The organism is Reyranella sp. (assembly GCF_030651995.1).
Lineage (GTDB): Bacteria > Pseudomonadota > Alphaproteobacteria > Reyranellales > Reyranellaceae > Reyranella.
The window spans coordinates 1-17,820 of sequence record NZ_JAUSBN010000026.1; the positions used below are offsets into that span (position 1 = coordinate 1).

General features: G+C 67.4%; 13 protein-coding genes and 1 pseudogene. 10 read left to right on the forward strand and 4 right to left on the reverse strand.

The annotated features are described in order from the left end of the window. Positions 1-240: pseudogene (locus Q7V45_RS07105) on the forward strand (fructose-bisphosphate aldolase); the annotation flags it as partial. Between the two features lie 60 nt (positions 241-300). Here the strand turns inward: Q7V45_RS07105 and Q7V45_RS07110 are convergent. Continuing rightward, complete coding sequence (locus tag Q7V45_RS07110; protein ID WP_304849220.1) at positions 301-2,727, reverse strand: hypothetical protein; 2,427 nt, start codon at positions 2,725-2,727, stop codon at positions 301-303. A gap of 566 nt (positions 2,728-3,293) precedes the next feature. On the opposite strand from Q7V45_RS07110, the gene Q7V45_RS07115 reads away from it, so the two are divergent. Further along, positions 3,294-3,701, forward strand: coding sequence for an ester cyclase (locus tag Q7V45_RS07115; RefSeq protein ID WP_304849223.1), 408 nt, complete (start codon positions 3,294-3,296; stop codon positions 3,699-3,701). 21 nt (positions 3,702-3,722) lie between these two features. Here Q7V45_RS07115 and Q7V45_RS07120 read toward each other — a convergent pair whose 3' ends face one another. Next, positions 3,723-4,757 (reverse strand): hypothetical protein, encoded by a 1,035-nt coding sequence (locus Q7V45_RS07120; RefSeq protein ID WP_304849226.1) that lies wholly within the window; start codon positions 4,755-4,757, stop codon positions 3,723-3,725. 128 nt (positions 4,758-4,885) lie between these two features. Here Q7V45_RS07120 and thiE point away from each other — a divergent pair, with 128 nt between their 5' ends. Beyond that, entirely contained in the window at positions 4,886-5,530 is a 645-nt protein-coding gene (thiE, locus tag Q7V45_RS07125) for a thiamine phosphate synthase (RefSeq protein WP_304849229.1), read from the forward strand. Here the strand turns inward: thiE and epmA are convergent. Further along, positions 5,510-6,505, reverse strand: coding sequence for an EF-P lysine aminoacylase EpmA (epmA, locus tag Q7V45_RS07130; RefSeq protein WP_304849233.1), 996 nt, complete (start codon positions 6,503-6,505; stop codon positions 5,510-5,512). The genes thiE and epmA overlap by 21 nt on opposite strands. A gap of 44 nt (positions 6,506-6,549) precedes the next feature. Here epmA and Q7V45_RS07135 point away from each other — a divergent pair, with 44 nt between their 5' ends. From Q7V45_RS07135 to Q7V45_RS07160, 6 genes are all read left to right on the forward strand, one after another. Continuing rightward, the gene (locus Q7V45_RS07135) at positions 6,550-6,906 is read left to right on the forward strand and encodes an MmcQ/YjbR family DNA-binding protein (RefSeq protein WP_304849236.1); all 357 of its coding nucleotides are present in this window, start codon (positions 6,550-6,552) and stop codon (positions 6,904-6,906) included. 138 nt (positions 6,907-7,044) lie between these two features. Next, on the forward strand, positions 7,045-7,614 hold the full coding sequence (gene efp / locus Q7V45_RS07140) for an elongation factor P (protein WP_304849239.1): 570 nt from the start codon (positions 7,045-7,047) through the stop codon (positions 7,612-7,614). A 72-nt stretch (positions 7,615-7,686) separates the two neighbouring features. Beyond that, on the forward strand, positions 7,687-8,535 hold the full coding sequence (locus Q7V45_RS07145) for an inositol monophosphatase family protein (protein ID WP_304849511.1): 849 nt from the start codon (positions 7,687-7,689) through the stop codon (positions 8,533-8,535). A 150-nt stretch (positions 8,536-8,685) separates the two neighbouring features. Further along, on the forward strand, positions 8,686-9,720 hold the full coding sequence (locus Q7V45_RS07150) for an OmpA family protein (RefSeq protein ID WP_304849242.1): 1,035 nt from the start codon (positions 8,686-8,688) through the stop codon (positions 9,718-9,720). Positions 9,721-9,753: 33 nt separating this feature from the next. Next, positions 9,754-10,902, forward strand: coding sequence for a flagellar motor protein MotA (locus tag Q7V45_RS07155; protein ID WP_304849245.1), 1,149 nt, complete (start codon positions 9,754-9,756; stop codon positions 10,900-10,902). Positions 10,903-10,907: 5 nt separating this feature from the next. Continuing rightward, the gene (locus Q7V45_RS07160) at positions 10,908-12,242 is read left to right on the forward strand and encodes a peptidoglycan -binding protein (RefSeq protein WP_304849248.1); all 1,335 of its coding nucleotides are present in this window, start codon (positions 10,908-10,910) and stop codon (positions 12,240-12,242) included. A 14-nt stretch (positions 12,243-12,256) separates the two neighbouring features. On the opposite strand, the gene Q7V45_RS07165 is transcribed toward Q7V45_RS07160, so the two are convergent. After that, a complete protein-coding gene (locus Q7V45_RS07165; protein ID WP_304849251.1) occupies positions 12,257-12,685 on the reverse strand; it encodes a DUF1489 family protein in 429 nt (142 codons plus the stop codon). Positions 12,686-12,845: 160 nt separating this feature from the next. Between Q7V45_RS07165 and Q7V45_RS07170 the strand changes: the two genes are divergently transcribed. Next, positions 12,846-17,816, forward strand: coding sequence for an alpha-2-macroglobulin (locus Q7V45_RS07170; protein ID WP_304849253.1), 4,971 nt, complete (start codon positions 12,846-12,848; stop codon positions 17,814-17,816). The last annotated feature ends 4 nt before the right edge of the window (positions 17,817-17,820 follow it).

A 17,820-nucleotide genomic window follows, 5' to 3' on the forward strand; every position in this document is an offset into this window, starting at 1 on the left:
GTCTCGACCATGGCGGCCCGCATCAAGCACGTCATGCAGGCGACCTTCAACGGCCGCCGCATCGTCGTCTTCTCGGGCGGCGAGGCGAAGGACCTCGAGGGCCTGTACACCGAAATCCGCAGCCTGCGCGACGGCGGCGCCGCCGGCTCGATCATCGGCCGCAACACCTTCCAGCGCCCGCGCGCCGACGCACTCGACATGCTCGACAAGATCATCGCGATCTATCAGGGCAAAATGTAAGAGCGGTTCACGAGCCGATCTTCAAAGGGCGCTGGGCAACCAGCGCCCCGTTCTATGGGACTACTCCGCGCGAGCCGGCGAATCTTGCCGCCCAGGCAGGCGCAGCAGGAGCAGCGCCGCGACCAGGAGCAGCGCGTAACAGACGCCGCCGACCCGGATCGTGACGTCGATCGAGAAGCCGATGCTGCACGCCACCGCAAGGCCGGCCGCCAGGACGCCCGCCGCACCGTTCACGCCCCACAGCCAGGCTGTCGGCCGGGCATCTATCCGCGTCACCAGGCGCATGCCCGCCGGGAAGCCGATTCCCATCAGCAGGCCGGCCGGCAAGATCACGGCCACGCAGGCAAGGGCGCGCACCGCCAGTGAGCTGGCGCCCACTGACGAGTGAATAAGAGCCGGCAGCCACGTCGGGAGCAGCAGCAGGTAGGCCGCCAGCAGGCCGAGCCAGATCATGAAGTGCCGGTCTCGGGTGAGCGCCAACCGGTCCGACAGCAGACTGCCCAGGCCGCTCGAGAGGATGATGCTGAACAGGCCGATGCTCAGAGCGTAGACCGGGTGGCCGAGCAGGACGGAAAGTCGCTGGATGAGGCCGATTTCGGCGAACATGAAGCCAAGGCCGATCAGCAGGAAATAGAGGCTGCCGATCGTGGCAAGCCGCCGGTCGACACGGTGAACCGACGAACGGGCCGGCAGCAGCACGACGAAGACGACGACGATTGCCGACAGGATGATGACCAGGAAGAGCGTGCCGACGGCGATCAGGTTACCGCTCCAGCCCGAGCCCGTAACGACCTTGCCGGTCCGCCATTCCTTCAAGATCTGAAAGATGTCGCTTGGGTGCGTGAACCGCAGCTGGTTGAAGAAGAATGGCCGTGCGTCCGTTGGCGGCGACACGTCGAGGAAGTGACGTTCGGAGCGCCGGTTGAGATCTGCAATATCCCGTGCCGCCATGATATCGGCGATCACCGGATCGGTCGGCGGCTGTTGAGGTCTCGCGATGACCGTGAAGCGCAGCGTCTCGACGGCGGCGTCGAGGGCCTGCAGATCGGCCGCCGAGAAAGGCACCCGCGAAATGATCGTCGTGGCGAGATTGCCGACGCCGGCGATGTAGATATGGTCGGTGGGCCGCGCAGCGTTCAGCTCCATCAGAGAGGCCACCGCCAGGCTCGTCACACGTCCCAGCTCGACGGTGGCGTTTGCCGAATGCCAGCGCGAGACCGTGAACAGACCATCGGGATTCAGCGCCGACAGAAAGGCTTTCCAGCCTTCGACGGTATACAGCCCGTTCTCCGAGAGCGAGAACGCGCCTGCGCCCGTCGCTGCCCAGGTGTCGATCATGCTCATCTCGATCAGGTCGAACTTCTCAGTGGTGCGCATGAACCAGCTGCGGCCATCGTCGACCACGAAGCGAATCCCAGGAAGGTCGGCGAGGCCCGCGTAGGCACGCAGCTTCGCCGGATCGGTCAGCAGGTCGATGAAGATCGGATTGAGTTCGATGCCGGTTATGTCTCGGAAGCCGAACGTGTACGCCGACAGCAGGTCCCGCCCGCCGCCGACGCCGACGATGGCGGCCCGGCCCTTGTGACGGGCATAGTAGGCCAGGTTGGTGATGTCGTACTTCAGGAATTCGCCGCCGCCCGCAGTGGGCGAGAACCGGGGCATGGTCGTGCCTGCCATTCCGTCGATCAGGAGAGCGCGCTGAGCGAGCTTTTCGCCCGCCGGCATGATCGGCGATGGCCCCCAAAGGCCGGGCTCAGACTCGGATGAATGCTTGACGGTGATGCGCGAGAACGAATTCCACTTGGAATAGTAGTTGCTGTTCAGCAGGTCGAGCTGGGCGAACTTGACGGCAATGGGCTGGAAGCCGAGGTCCACAGCGGCGTTTGCGCCGGCCAGGACCGCAAGGCACACGGCCACCGTTCCGGGCTTGCGGAAGAGGCGCCACTGAAAGGGCGAACCGGGCGCGACGCCAGCCGATCTCGCACGGCCGAAGCTCCAGCCCGCCGCAGCGACGAGCGCCGCGACTGCGAACATGGCCGATGGAGTGTCGATCCAGGTGAGCAGGGCGAGTACCGCGAGGCAGCCGGTCGCCGCCCCCAGCAGATCCACGCCGTAGGTGAGGCCGATCGCATAGCCTCCGCGCGTCAAGGCGAGCGACACCGCGATGCCACCCAGGGTGAAGGGCGCAGCCAGCAGGAGGATCGCCTTCAGCCATACGATTATTGCCGTAGCCCACAGCACCGTGGGCAGTGGAGAGGCGAGCTGCACGACGAAGCACAGCGCGATCGAGAGAGCGAAGGCCGTGCAGGTCCGCGAGAGATAGGCGCCGGCATTGTCCGGGGTGACGTGGCCGAACCTGAAGTAGACGATCAGCGCCCCGGCGGTGAGACCCAGCATGGCCATGCTGATCGAGAAGAAGGCCATGTAGTAAAGAGAAACGACCGAAAGGATGCGGGTCTGGATGATCTGGATCATCAGGACCGACATGCAAAGAAGAAAAACCCCAAACAGGAATGCCACGCCGTTCGACGACCGACCTATGTTCAAGTCTTCTCTCCCACCACCCCAAGCAACCTTCCGTTAAGTTAATTGTCATATCCACTGCAACAAAATAAACTGCAAATGCCGTCGCGTACCCCGAGCTGGCAGAGCGGCCGCGGCCATACCTGAATGCTCGCGAGGACCGGCAGCATTTGCTGGAGCCGGTGCGAGGCGTCGTTGAGCCTTCATGACCCGGCCTGATCGATCCCGCACAGGACCGCGTCGAAACGGTCCTCGACCGCCGTGTGTGCAGCTACGGGCCTTCTCCAGCAACGCCTTGGCGTCAATCGCCTTGAAGACTCCGCGTCGTGTCTCGATGACCCGTGGCCGATGCGGGTTGGAAGACCTGCTGACCTGGGGTTGGTCAGCGGACGACCCAACGACTTGCACGGTGGCCTCTTCTTTGGTGGGGTAAGCCAGACGTCGCAGGAGTTTGGCGGATGCATCCCGAGTTGCCCCAGGAAGTCGTAGTCGATCTGACACCCGCTCGCTTGAGTGCGCAGAAGAATGTCGTGCGCGTGTTCTATAAGGACCTGTGGGACAAGTCAGACCTGACGCTCGTTCCGCAGATATTCCACCCCGACTTCACCTTTCGCGGCTCGCTCGGTCCCGTGCTGGTGGGCCACCGTCAATTCAGCGACTATGTGAGCTGGCTGACGAACACGCTCGAGGACTACACCTCCGACATCCTCGAACTGATCGAAGAAGGACAACGGGTCTCCGGCAAGCTGCGCTTCCACGGCGTCCACCGCCGGACGCTGTTCGGCGAATCGCCGACGAACAGGCGGGTCTGGTGGTACGGCGCGCCCATCTTCACCTTCGATGGCCCGCTCGTGCGCGACCTGTGGGTGCTCGGCGACATCCATGGCCTGCGCTCGCGCCTCGGTCCGGCGGGGTCGGAGCGGCTGAGCTTCGACTAGCGACCGGCGCCAGCCCGAAACCTAGAGCAGGCCGTTGTCTCGGACATATTTTGCGACCTCGCGCGCGATCAGTTCGTTGGCGGCCTGGTTCGGATGCCCGTCGCCCACGATGTAGAGGTTGGTGCCCTTGTCGCGCTCGCGCTGGAAGGCCTCGGTGAGGTCGAGCAGCCTTGTGTCGCCGATGACGCGCTGCAGCCCCGGGGGTGCCGAGTAGTAGTTCGTCGGCAGATAGACCACCAACAGCTTGGCCCCGAACGCGGATGCCGACCGTTCCATCTCACGCAGGAGGAAGGCCAGCGCCTCCTCCTTCTTCTCCTCGCTCGGCAGGCTGTAGGTCGCCCGGGCGTATTCGATCCGTCCGCGGATCACGTCGATGCCATGGTCCAGCCAGCCGATCGGATCGATGAAGTCACCCGCCAGGTGCCGCTGGAACCGGCGCACGCCGTTGCTCTCCGGACGTCCGATGCGCGGCTCCCCCGCCTCGTTCCAGCTGACGTGCGAGGCGTTGAAGCAGAACGGGTAATAGGATGGGAGACACGGCATGAGGTTGCGCTCGAAGTGGTGCGCAATGATCCCGTACACGACGAGCTTCGGTGCGAGATCGCGGTTGCGCCGCAGGGTCTGCAGCGACTGGGTGGTGCCGTAGGCCGCCATCGCGAAGTTGGAGACGCCGGCCTCGAGCTCGCGCGAGAGCCGGCGGGCCCAGGTCTCCTCGTTGGCCAGCGCGTAGCCCCAGGTGAAGGAATCGCCGAGCACCATGACGTCGATCTTCTCGGGGCTGCGCTGCCCCGGCCCATCGACCCGCGCACCGCGATCGTCGGTATAGATGTCGAAGGCGAAGGTCTTCCGGTCGGCCACCGCAGGATAGATGCGCCGCGCGTGGGAGCTGGGATTGGCCCGTGCGCCGATCTCGGGATCGAAGACCAGGAGCAGGTCGCCTTCCGCCAGCAGCGGGATACGCGGAACGGTCAGGTAGCTGGCGATGGCGATCCCGGCGAGGAGGCTGACGGCGGTCGACACCAGTACGAGGGCGACAGTTTTCCCGATTTTGCTCATGAGTCCTGGCGAGAAGGCTTCGGCCAGTTAGCCCCGGCCGCCCCCCGAAGACAATGGCGGCATTTTCGCCATCAGGCCTCGACGGGGGCCCGGCTTCCGCATACACCACGGGCAAAATCAGGCAGCCCGTGACCCGTCTTTATCTGATCTCCCCGGCCCGCATCGAGCATCCCTCGATCTTCGCCGATGAACTGCGCGCCGCTCTGGACGGCGGCGACGTCGCGGCCTTCCAGCTGCGGCTTAAGGATGTCCCAGACAAGGCGATTGCGCAGGCCGCCGACACGCTGCGGCCGATCTGCCAGCAGCGCGGCGTCGCCTTCATCCTGAACGACCGCCCCGACCTCGCCGTGAAGCTCGACTGCGACGGCGTCCATGTCGGCCAGGACGACATGCCCTGCGCCGAGGCGCGCCGGATCGTCGGGCCCGACCGCCAGATCGGCGTCACCTGCAAGGCCTCGCGCCATCTCGCGATGGAAGCGGCCGAGGCCGGCGCCGACTACGTGGCCTTCGGCGCGTTCTTTTCCTCGACGACCAAGCAGATCACGACACCGGCCGAGGTCGAGATCGTCGAATGGTGGAGCAGCCTGATGGAAGTGCCCTGCGTGGCGATCGGCGGCATCACCGTCGAGAACTGCAGGCCCCTGATCGAGGCGGGTGCCGATTTCCTGGCCGTGGCCGGAGGCGTTTGGGACTACAAGGAGGGCGCCGAAGCGGCGGTCCGCGCCTTCAACGAACTCTTCGCGGCGCACGGTTCAGCGGACGGGCAGCCATAGCACTTCCTCGATGTGCGAGGCGCCGCTCGCCAGCATGACCAGCCGATCGAAGCCGAGCGCGATGCCGGAGCAGTCCGGCAGGCCGTGGTCGAGTGCCGCCAGGAAATCGTCGTCGACCGGCCAGCGTACGCCGTAAAGTTCCTCCTTCAGGTCCATGTCCGCCACCAGGCGCTCGCGCTGGATGTCTGGATCGATCAGCTCGCCGAAGGCGTTGGCAAGCTCGACGCCGCAGACATAGAGCTCGAAACGCTCGGCCACTCTGGGATCGCCGGGCTTGGCGCGGGCGAGTGCCGCCATCGAGATCGGATATTCGCAGAGGATGGTCGGCCGGCCCATCCCGAGCCGCGGCTCGATCTTGTCGAACATGATGCGGAAGAACACGTCCTCCCAGCTGTCGCCGGCATGCATGGCAATGCCCGAGGCGCCCGACAGCGCCTCGGCATTGCCGAGGGTCGCGAACAGATCGACGCCGGCATGCCGAACGAAGGCCTCCGCCACGGTGAGTCGCTCCGGTTCGGCCGTGGGATCGCATACTTGATCGGCCCAGCGCAGCACTTCGACCCCGGTCGAGGCGAGCAGCGCCTTGCAGTCGGCCATGATCGTCTCGTATCCCGCGCCGGCACGATACCACTCCAGCATCGTGAACTCGGGGTGATGAAGGGCCGAGCCCTCGGCGTTGCGGAACACGCGCGCGAACTGGAAGATCTTCGGCATGCCGCCGGCCAGCAGCTTCTTCATCGCGAACTCTGGCGAGCTGTGAAGCCAACGCTCCTGGCTTTCGCCGTCGGGCAGCTCCCACTCCGTCGCGAAGCCCGTGAGATGAACCTCGGCGCCGGGGGCGGCCTGCAGGATCGGCGTCTCGACCTCGACGAAGCCTTCGGAGGCGAACCACTGCCTCATCGCCGCCTGTATCCGGGCTCGCAACTGGAGGTGCGGCAGGCGCCGCGAAAGCCTGTCGGGACGCCACTCGTTCATGCCCTACCATCGCATGCGAACGGTGCGACGTGTAGGGTGTCGTCATGACGCCCAAGCAGATCGACGCCTTCTGCCGCAAGCTGCCGGCCGCGACGCGGACCGTGCAGTGGGAGGGAGTCACCGTCTTCAAGGTCGGCGGCAAGATGTTCTGCCTGATCGGGCCGCCCGGCCATTCCGTCGCCCGCCTCTGCTTCAAGTGCCCGCCCGAGCATTTCGAGGCCCTCTCGCATGCTGAGGGGTTCCGGCCCGCTCCCTATCTCGCCCGTGCGAAATGGGTGGCCCTCGAGGATCCCGGGATGCTGACGGCCGCCGAGACGCGAGCCTATCTCAGGCAGGCACATGCCGTGATCGCCGCCGCGCTGCCGAAGAAAAAGCGGCAGGAACTCGGTCTCGGGGCCTGACGCCGGGGCTCCCCGCCGGGGCTGGCCCGGTTGCGACCCCGGGCTGCCTTTGATAGAAGGCCGCGCCGGCCTCGAACCGCTGCCGCGGGCGAGGCCGAATTCCATTCATCCGAGACAGCGGTAGGGCCGGGTAACTCCATGAAAGTCCAAGTAAACTCCATCCGAGCCGGCAACGTCCTCGAATATAACGGCAAGCTCTGGGTCGCCTCCAAGGTGCAGCATATCAGCCCCGGCAAGGGCGGCGCGTTCGTCGCCATCGAGGCCAAGGCGCTGCGCGAGGGCAACAAGCTGCAGGAGCGCTTCCGCTCGGGCGAGACCATTGAGCGCGTTCATATCGACGAGCGCGAGTGCACCTACCTGTTCAAGGACGAGAACGGCTTTACGTTCATGGACAAGGAGACCTTCGAGCAGCTCGTGGTCGGTGCCGACGTCCTCGACGAGGACCAGTCGCGCTGGCTGCAGGACGGCATGGAAGTGACCGTGTCGCTCTACGAGGGCACCCCGGTCGGCGCCGAGCTGCCGAAGACCGTCACCCTCGCCGTCGTCGAAGCGGACGCCGTCGTGAAGGGCCAGACCGCCTCCTCTTCCTACAAGCCGGCGATCGTCGAGGGCGGCATCCGCGTGATGGTGCCGCCGCACATCGGCGTGGGCACCCGGCTGGTGATCAATACCGAAGAGGGCACCTACATGGAACGTGCCAAGGACTAGGCGCGCACCGTGGCCCTCCCCACCAGTCGTCCCCCACGAGAGACCCCCATCGCCCGCGTCGGCCGCGCCCCGATGGGCGAAGGGCGCGAGCGTTCTGGCCCGCCCGAGCGCAAGTCGCTGGCGCAGCGTTCGGCCACGATCACCGTCATGATCCGCGCCGCCTTTGCCGCCGCGAAGAATCTCAAGCGCGACTTCGGCGAGGTCGAGCATCTGCAGATCTCCGAGAAGGGCCCCGGCGACTTCGTCAGTCATGCCGACATCAAGGCCGAGCGTACCCTGCGCACCGAGCTGTCGCGTGTCCGTCCCGACTACGGCTTCCTCGGCGAGGAAGGCGGCGAAACCAAGGGCGACGGTCGCAACCGATGGATCGTCGATCCGCTCGACGGCACGACCAACTTCCTGCACGGCGTGCCCCACTTCGCCATCTCGATCGCGCTGGAGCGCGAGAAGGAGATCATCGCGGGCGTCATCTACCAGCCGATCTCCGACGAACTGTTCTGGGCCGAGAAGGGCAACGGCGCCTATATCGACACGCCGAACGCCCGCTCGCGGCGTCTGCGCGTTTCCGGCCGCAAGGATCCGGCACGCGCGCTTGTCGGCACCGGTATCCCGCATATCGGCAAGGGTAATCACGCCGCCTATCATGCCAAGCTGGCGGCGGTTACCGAGCGTACGGCCGGCGTCCGCCGCTGGGGCGCCGCAGCGCTCGACCTCGCCTTCGTGGCGGCCGGCCGCTACGACGCCTTCTTCGAGTTCGGCCTGGCGCCGTGGGACGTCGCGGCAGGCATCCTGATGGTGCGCGAGGCCGGCGGTCTCGTCGGCGACATCGCGGGCCAGCCCTACGAACTCGGCGGCCCGTCCCTGCTGGCCAGCAACTTCGGCCTGCGCGATCCAATGGTCGAGATCCTGTCAGAGGCCTGATCCCCATCGCCGCCGCTGGGCGAGCGTCGCGACCACGGTCAGGCCTGTACGGCGTCCGTTCGTCCTCTACTGCACTGCCGCGAGCGGTTGAGCGCGGAGCGACCATTCGTTATGGTCGAGCCGCCAAATCCCTTGGAAAGGCAATCGGTTATGCCCCCCTCTTCGGTCGCTGCGCGCAGCCTTGCCCTCGCCGTGATCGGCGTCGGCGCGGCGTCGTTCGCAGCCCACGGGCAGAACGTCACCGCCTTCAACCCCTATTCGGGCGCCGGCCTGACGGGCGGACCGCTCCCGCAATACACATCGCCGCCCGCTGCCCCGGCCGTTGATGCCGCTGGCCCCGGTCCGGTCGTCGGACCGGCTTTCAATCCCTGGTCGGCTCAAAACCCGGCGTCGGCGTCGCGCCCGGCTCCTCCACCGCAGACCTCTGCTCCGGCTCGGCGGACCAAGGCAGCCGCCTTGCCGCCGCCTCCGCCGGGACCGATCAGGAGCCGCGTCGTCGCCGTGCCCGAACTGACGACGACTCGCAGCAAGTCGCGCGATGTCGAGAAGGCCAGCGCCGCCTATGCCGAACCGGCCGGCAAGTCCGCCTCCACGCCATCCGCCCCGACGGCCGCCGCGCCGACTCCCGTGCCAGCGGTACCTGCCCCTGCAGCGGCAGCGCCGCCGGCACCCACGGCAACGCCCGCCGTACCGCCGCCGGTCGCCGCCGTGCCCGCACCGCCCCCTGTTCGGCCCACGCCTGCGCCTGCGCCGACCACCGCACCGGCGGCCCCGAGCCTGGCTGCCCCGACACCCGCTCCGGCGCCCCCCGTGGCAGCGCCTCCGCCGCAACCTCCCGCGGTCCCGCAGCGCCAGATGGCGGCCATCGCTCCCGCGCCTTCGGCGCCGGCGCGCAGCAGCGTGGCTGTCACTCTGGTCTTCGCTGCCCGGTCGACCGAACTTTCCGATGCGTCCAAGGTCGCGCTCGATCGCCTCGCCAAGGACATAACCGACCGTACGCTGCGACAGGTCGAGTTGCGCAGCGTCTCCGAAAACAGCGATCCGGACAGCCGCAAGTTCTCGCTGGCCCGAGCGCTGATCGTTCGGAATTACCTGATCGACAAAGGCGTCCGATCCAGGATCGAAGTCGCGTCCATCGTGGGCGGCGGCGGGGAGCGGGTGGAGATCCTGGTGCCCAGCACATGATCCCGCGAGCGTCCGCAGGCATCGGGAGACTGTATGAGTAATCCGCTTCCGTATCTCGTTCGCATGCTGCTCTTCCTCGCGGTCGTGGCCGGCATCGGCTACCTCCTCCACCACGACTTGCTGCGGGTGTTCCTGAACACGCCGATCCTCAACAGCGTCATCCTGGGCGTGCTCGCAATCGGCATCTTCTTCGTGATGCGCCAGGTCCTGTCCCTGTGGCCCGAAGTGCGCTGGCTGCGGCGCTTCCAGCATCGCGAGCCCGGCGCCCCGCCGCTCGAGACCGAGTCCATCGACCTCATGGCGCCGATGGCCGCCATGATGGGCGACCGTCAGGACAATTTCCGCCTCTCGCCCACGGCGACGCGAGCCATGCTCGACGGCATCGCCAGCCGACTCGACGAGCGGCGCGAACTCAGCCGCTACATGATCGGCCTGCTGATCTTCCTGGGCCTGCTCGGCACCTTTTGGGGCCTGCTCGAGACGATCGGCGCGGTCGCCGACGCCATCGTCGGCATGCAGGTCACCGGCGGCGATGCGGTGCAGATCTTCACCAAGCTGAAGGCGGGCATCGAGGGACCGCTCAAGGGCATGTCCACCGCCTTCGGCGCCTCGCTCTTCGGCCTCTCCGGCTCGCTCGTGCTGGGCTTCCTCGAACTGCAGGCAAGCCAGGCCCAGGGCCGCTTCCACACCGAGCTCGAAGAATGGCTGGCGGGCGCCACACGGCTCTCGAGCGGCATCTTCCAGACCGAAGGGGAACAGGGCGGCGTCTCGGCCTATGTCGAGGCCCTGCTGGAGCGGACCGCCGACGGTCTCGACGATCTCACGCGCACGCTCCGCCGCAGCGAGGAGGGCCGCGAGCAGGCGGTCGCCGCCAACGCCGCGCTGGTCGAACGCCTGTCGGCACTGACCGAGAGCATGCGCTCGCAGCAGGCGCTGCTGGCACGTCTCGCCGAGCAGTCGATCGAACTGCGCGGCGCCGTCGGACGCCTGACCGAGCGCAAACCGGAGGCAGACAGCGACGCCTTGCTGGCCCATCAGCGCAACCTCGAAGTCGGCCTTGCCCGATTGATCGATGAAAGCGTGCGCAGCCGCACCGCGCTGGCCGACGAGTTGCGCGGCGAGTTCCGCCTGCTCGCCCGCACCATCGCCTCGACACGCAACGCGACGCCGGGCGACGACTGACCGCCATGGCAGCCGTATCCCGCCGTCGAGGAGGAGGCAGCGCCGACTACACCTGGCCGGGCTACGTCGACGCGTTGACGACCCTGCTGATGGTGCTGATCTTCCTGCTGTCGCTGTTCAGCGTCGCGCAGTTCACCCTGACCGACACGCTCAGTTCCCGCGACAGTGCGATCGACGCCCTGAACAAGCAGCTCGGCAGCCTGGCGAGCGTGCTGTCGCTGGAGAAAGCGGCGAGCGAGACCCTGAAGCAGGATCTGGAGAAGCTAACCCTGCAGCTTCGCGACAACCAGGCCGAGCGCGACCGCCTGGGTGCCGATCTGGCGGCCCAGCGGAGTGCCGCCGATGCCCTGAAAAGCGAACGCGACCGCCTGGGCGCCGATCTGGCGGCCCAGCGGAGCGCCGCCGATGCCCTGAAAAGCGAGCGCGATCGTCTCACCGCCGATCTCTCCAGCCAGCGCAGCTCGTCGGATGCGCTGAAGATCGAGCGCGACCAGCTCACCGAGCGCCTGACCTCGATGATGGCGGAGCGCGACCGGCTCGCGGCCTCGCTGGAAAGCGCCAACAAGGAGGCCACGTCCAGCGCCTCCAGGTCGACTGATCTCCAGAAGGAGATCGAGCGCCAGCGTCTGGAACTCACGCGGCTCGCGGCCTCGCTGGCGGCCGCCAACCAGGACAAGGGCAAGCTGTTCGGCGACCTCACGGAAGAGCAGAAGCTCAGCGCCGAGCAGAAGGCCGCCGTCGTGCGGCTCACCGCCGAGCTGGCGGCTCTCAAGGGCGAACTGGCCCGCCTCAGCACCGTCCTCGACGCCGCCGATGCCAAGGCGAAGGAACAGCAGGCGCAGATCGTCGATCTCGGCCAGAAGCTCAACCGCGCTCTGGCCAGCAAGGTCGAAGAGCTGTCGCGCTACCGCTCGGAGTTCTTCGGCAAGCTGCGCGAGGCCCTGCGCGGCCAGCGCGACGTGCAGATCGTCGGCGACCGCTTCGTGTTCCAGTCGGAAGTGCTCTTCCCCTCCGGCTCGGCCAAGCTCCAGGAGGGTGGCGAGAAGCAGCTCGCCAACGTCGCCAAGCGTCTCGTCGAGATCGCCGCCACCATTCCGAAGGACGTCAACTGGGTTCTGCAGGTGGACGGCCATACCGACAACAAGGCGATCGCCAGCGCGCAGTATCCGTCGAACTGGGAGCTGTCCGCCGCCCGCGCGATTGCGGTGGTTAAATTCCTGCACAGCGAAGGCATTCCGAACGATCGCCTGGTGGCCGCGGGCTACGGCGAATACCAGCCGCTCTCGTCCACCGACACCGCCCGCAACCGCCGCATCGAGCTGAAGCTCACCAACCGCTAAGTTCATGCCGAAGCCTAAAGAAGCCCGAGTCTCTTGAGCTCCGCGGCCATTTCGGCCGGCATGTCGGCGGTGTCGCCGCTCGACAAGTCAGGTGGCGCACGGTCGGGTTCGAGGTAGCGCCAACCCTGGAAGGGCTTGCAGGCGCGCGGCGCGGTCTCGATCAAGCGGCGCTTGAGCTTGATGCGGCAGAACTTCTTGCCGCTCTCCTCGTCGAAATCATCCTCGAAGCCGACCAGCTCCTGGCGGCAGCGGATGACGCCGCGCACCACCCAGTAGAGCGATCCGCCCTGGAGATCCTCAGCCCGTCGCGGCGAGTTGCGCGTATAGACCCAGTGCGGCGAGCGTGCCGACTGCCCACGCTCCCGGCGACGCCCCGCCTGGACCGTCTTCATGTGGGCGAGATCGTCGACGCCGACCGCGAGCTTGATGAGATGCAACGCCATCGCCTGCGCATAGTACGTGATCGGTCACCTGCTCAAGCCCGCCTATCCACAGCGTGACCTTCCCGCCACAGGCTGCGAGAATTGCCAGCCGGACTTCCGACTCCACATTGTCTGCACAATCCACGCTCTATTGTCCGGTCGCTGTTTGCGGGGAATTCTCATGAATAAGTCGACGCTGGCCGCCTTGGTTGTGGCCCTCATGCTGGGCTCCGGCATTGCGGGTTACCTGATCGGGAGGCCGGGCGATTCCGTCGACCGTCCCGTGGCGACGACCACGACGCCTCCAGCCACAGCTCCCGCCACCCCGCCCCCGGCGTCGAACCCGCCGGCGCCCCAGACCGCCCAATCGGCCGCACCCGCGCCGCTCGCCCAGCCGCCGGCATTGCCATCCGATCCCTTCTCCTTCCGTCGCGTCGGTGTCGATTCCAGCCGCAGCGAAGCGGAAGCCTGCCTCGCCTTCAACAAGCCGCTCGCCACCGGCGACGTGAAGTACGGCGACTTCATTCGCATCGAGCCTGAAGCGAAGACAGCACTCCGCGCCGTTGACGACCGGCTGTGCATCGCCGGCCTCACCTACGGCCAGGATTATACCGTGAAGCTGCTGGCGGGCTTTCCGGGACGCGACGGCGAGAAGCTGCGCGACGAGCAGAGCGTGAGCGTGGCCTTGGGCGCCCGCCCCGCCGTTGTGAACCTGCCGGGCAAGGGCTTCATCCTGCCGCGCGGCAGCGCCGCCGGCCTGCCCGTCACGACCATCAACGTCTCCAAGGTCGGCATCTCGGTCTATCGCGTGAACGAGCGCGGCCTCGATCGCTTCTCCGCCGACCGCTACTACGACGTGGCCTTCCCCGGCTCCGAGCCCATCACCGAGCCGTGGTCACTGCGCAGCTGGCTGAACGGCAGCAACGGCAGCGAGCAGTGGAGCGGCACGATGGACGTGCGCAACGTGCCCAACCAGGCCGTCGTTACCGCCTTCCCGATCCGCGAGACCATCCAGGACTGGAAGCCCGGCGCCTATTTCGTCGTGGTGTGGAATGCCGCCAAGCCACCGTCCCGCGACTATGACGACGACGAGTCGACGGCGGGCGGCGCGGCCGGTCTGTGGGTGATCGACACCGACATCGGCCTCACCTCCTTCAGCGGCGACGACGGGCTGAACGTCTTCGCGCGCTCGCTGCAGACCGCCCAACCGCTGGCCGGCATCGAGGTCACCATGCTGTCCCGTGGGAACGAGCCGATCGGCAAGGTGGTCACCGGCGCCGACGGCCGCGCCTCGTTCGCGGCCGGCCTGCTCAAGGGCACCGGCGCGGCCGAAGCCGTCGCCGTCATGGCGCAGGATCCGGCGAAGAAGGAATTCTCGCGCCTCGAACTCACCAAGTCGGCCTTCGACCTGTCCGACCGCGGCGTCGACGGCCGGCCGCAGCCCGGTCCGGTCGATGCCTTCCTCTACACCGAGCGCGGCATCTATCGCCCCGGCGAGACCGTGCAGCTCATGGCGCTGATGCGCGACGATGCAGCCAATGCGCTCTCCAACCTGCCCGTCACGCTGATCGTCAAGCGCCCGGACGGCAGCGAGTTCACCCGCTTCACCCATGGCCTGCAGGGCCCGGGCGCGATCGCCCAGGCGATCGACCTGCCGAAGTCCTCGCGGCGCGGCCGCTGGTCGGTCGCCGCCTACATCAATCCCAAGGGTGCGCCGGTCGGCCGTGTCGAATTCTCGGTCGAGGATTTCGTGCCCGAAAAGCTCAAGGTCGAGCTCACGCCCGACGAGCCGATCATCCGGCCGGGCAGCGTGAACCGTTTCGTCCTCTCGGCCGACTTCCTCTATGGCGCCCCGGCGTCCGATCTCGCCGTCGAGGGCGACATGCGCATCACCGTCGACGATGCGCCGTTCCCGGCCTTCGCCAAGTACCGGTTCGGACCGGAGGACGATCGCGAGAAGTTCGAACCGCCCTTCATCGAGCTGAAGGGCGAGAACACCGACCCGGCCGGCAAGTCGAGCCTCGAATGGGCCGGCGACCTCGCCAAGGAGACGGTCCTGCCGCTGCGCGCCCAGATCCAGGCCCGCGTCTTCGAACCGGGCGGTGGCCGCGCCACCAAGACCGAAAAGGCCATGCCGGTGCGCACCCGCGACACCTATATCGGTGTCCGCCCGACCTTCGAGGGTCGCTATTCCCGCGAGGGCGTCGACACCGAGTTCGATGTCGTTGCGGTCGACGCGGCCGGCACACAGGTCGCACGCCCCTCGGTCGAATACCGGATCGAACGCATCACCAACGCCTATCAATGGTTCCAGGTCGATGGTCGTTGGCGCTGGCAGTCGATCACCAACACGCGGCTGATCACCGCCGACAAGGTGACGCTGAAGGCCGACACGCCGACCCGTCTCTCGCAACGGCTGGACTGGGGCCAGCACAAGCTCACGGTCATCGACAACGACAAGAACACCTCGACCAGCCTCACCTTCTACGTGGGCTGGTATGGCGGCACGGGCACCGAGGAGGCGCCCGATACGCTGCGTGTCGCCAGCGACAAGCAGAACTACGCGCCGGGCGACACCGCCCGCCTGCGCATCGAGGCACCGTTCGCCGGCGAGGCGCTGATCGCCATCGCGACCGACCGCATCGTGTCCACCCAGTCGGTCCAGGTGCCGGCCGGCGGCACGACGGTCGACATTCCGGTGAAGGGTGAGTGGGGCGCCGGCGCGTATGCTCTCGTCACGGCCTGGCGGCCTCTGGCGGCCCCGGCCGAGCGCACACCTACGCGCGCGATCGGCGCGACGTGGATCGGCCTCACCCCGGCCCTGCGCACGCTCGGCATCCAGATCGGCACGCCCGAGAAGATCACACCGCGGCAGCGCATCGAGGTGCCGGTGAAGGTGTCCAACCTGCAGGCCGGCCAGGAAGCCTTCGTCACCCTGGCCGCGGTCGACGAGGGCATCCTGCAGCTCACCCGCTACAAGACGCCCAATCCCGCCGACCACTATTTCGGCAAGCGTCGCCTCGGCGTGTCGATGCGTGACGACTACGGCCGCCTGCTCGACACGCGCGCCGACGAGCTCGGCCGCATCCGGGCCGGCGGCGACGCGGGCGAAATCGGCGGCCTCGACATCGTGCCGACGCGCACCGTTTCGCTGTTCAGCGGTCCGGTGAAGCTCGACGACAAGGGCGAAGCCAGGATCGCCTTCGACATCCCCGACTTCATCGGCCAGCTCCGCTTGATGGCGGTGGCCTACGACAAGACTCGCGTCGGCTCGGGCGAGCAGCGACTGTTCGTGCGCGATGCCGTCACCGCCGACGTGGTGCTGCCGCGCTTCCTCGCGCCGAAGGATCTCGGCCGGGTGGCGCTGTCGCTGCACAATGTCGATGGCCAGGCGGGCGATTACCGCGTCACGCTGACGGCCTCGGGGTCGGTCTCGCTCGAGCGTCCCGTCACCGAGACCAAGCGTCTCGCCGCCAACCAGCGCGAGCTGCTGACCTGGCCGCTGCGAGCGGGCGACGCGGGCTTCGGCAAGGTCACGGTCGCCGTCCAGGGGCCGGGCAACTTCGCGGTCCAGCGTGAGTGGGACATCCAGGTGCGGCCGGCGCAGACTCCCAGCGCCGTCGACACGGTGGCGCGCCTGGCGCCCGGCAACGAGGCCACGGTCGACCGCAACGTGATCGCGGCCTTTGCGCCCGGGACCGCTCAGGTCAGCGCGTCGCTGACCCGCATTCCCGGAATCGACGTCGCGGGCCTGCTGCGCGCGCTCGACAAGTATCCGTTCGGCTGCATCGAGCAGACCACCAGCCGCGCCATGCCGCTGCTCTACTACAACGATGTCGCGCTGCTGGGATACGGCCCCACCGATCCACGGATCAACGAGCGTGTGCAGGACGCAGTCTATCGTGTCGTCGACATGCAGTTGCCCGACGGCTCGTTCGGCATGTGGGGGCCCTTCTCCACGCCGGCGGCGGAGTGGCTGCAGACCTACGTGCTCGACTTCCTCGTGCGGGCGAACCAGCAGCAGATGGCGGTGCCTTCCGCATCGCTGCAGCGGGCGCTCGGCTGGCTCAACAGGACCGCCGACAAGCTCTCGCCCAACGCCCAGGCCTATGCCTGGTACGTGCTGGCGAAGTCGGGCTACGCCGATCCCGGCCGCGTCCGCTACTTCCAGGACACGAAGGCCGCCGAGATGAAGGGCGGCATCGCCTGGGCGATGCTGGCCGCGGCGCTGAACCAGGTGGGCGAGCCGGGGCGCGGTCGCCTGGCCTTCGCCACAGCCCGCCAGCGCATCGACGAGCGCGATCCGTCCGACTATTACGGATCGCCGCTGCGCAATCGCGCCGCCCTCGTCACGCTCGCCGTCGAAGCGGGTGGACGTGAGGCCCTGACGGAGGTGACGAGCCTGGTGGGCGAACGGCTGGCGGCCTCGATCGGCCTGACCACGACGCAGGAGCAGGCATGGCTGGTGATGGCCGCCCGAGCGATGAGCGGCAGCGCCCAGCTCTCCTATTCCGTGGACGGCCAACCGCGTCAGGCGGCGGCCGAGCCGGTGACCTTCACCCCGGACGCGGCCGCCCTGGCCCGCGGCCTCAAGCTGCGCAACGACACCGACCGTCCGATCTGGATGCAGGTGACGGCGCGTGGCGTGCCTCTCGATCCGCAGCCTGCGGCCACGGCCGGAATCAGCGTCGAGCGCGAGTTCCTGAAGTTCGACGGCGAGCCCAGCTCGCTGGGACATGTCGTGCAGAACGAGCGCTTCATCGTCTCGATCTCCGGGCGCAACCTGGAGGGCGGCTACCACGAGGTGGCGCTGCTCGACCTGCTGCCGGCCGGCTTCGAGATCGAAGCGGTGCTGAATGACGAGACGGCGAAGTCCTTCCCGTTCCTGTCCGACCTCACCGAAACCCGCATTGCCGAGGCGCGCGACGACCGCTTCTTCGCGTCCTTCAACATGGGAACCCGGCCGTACCAGACATGGTGGGACTCCTCGGCGAAGAACCCGAACTCCTATCACGTTGCCTACATCGTTCGCGCCGTGACGCCCGGCACCTATGCCGTCCCGGCGACGAACGTTTCCGACATGTACGCACCGCGGGTCTATGGCCGGACGGCGATGCGTACGCTCACCATCGTTCCGGCGGGCACGAAGTAGGCAC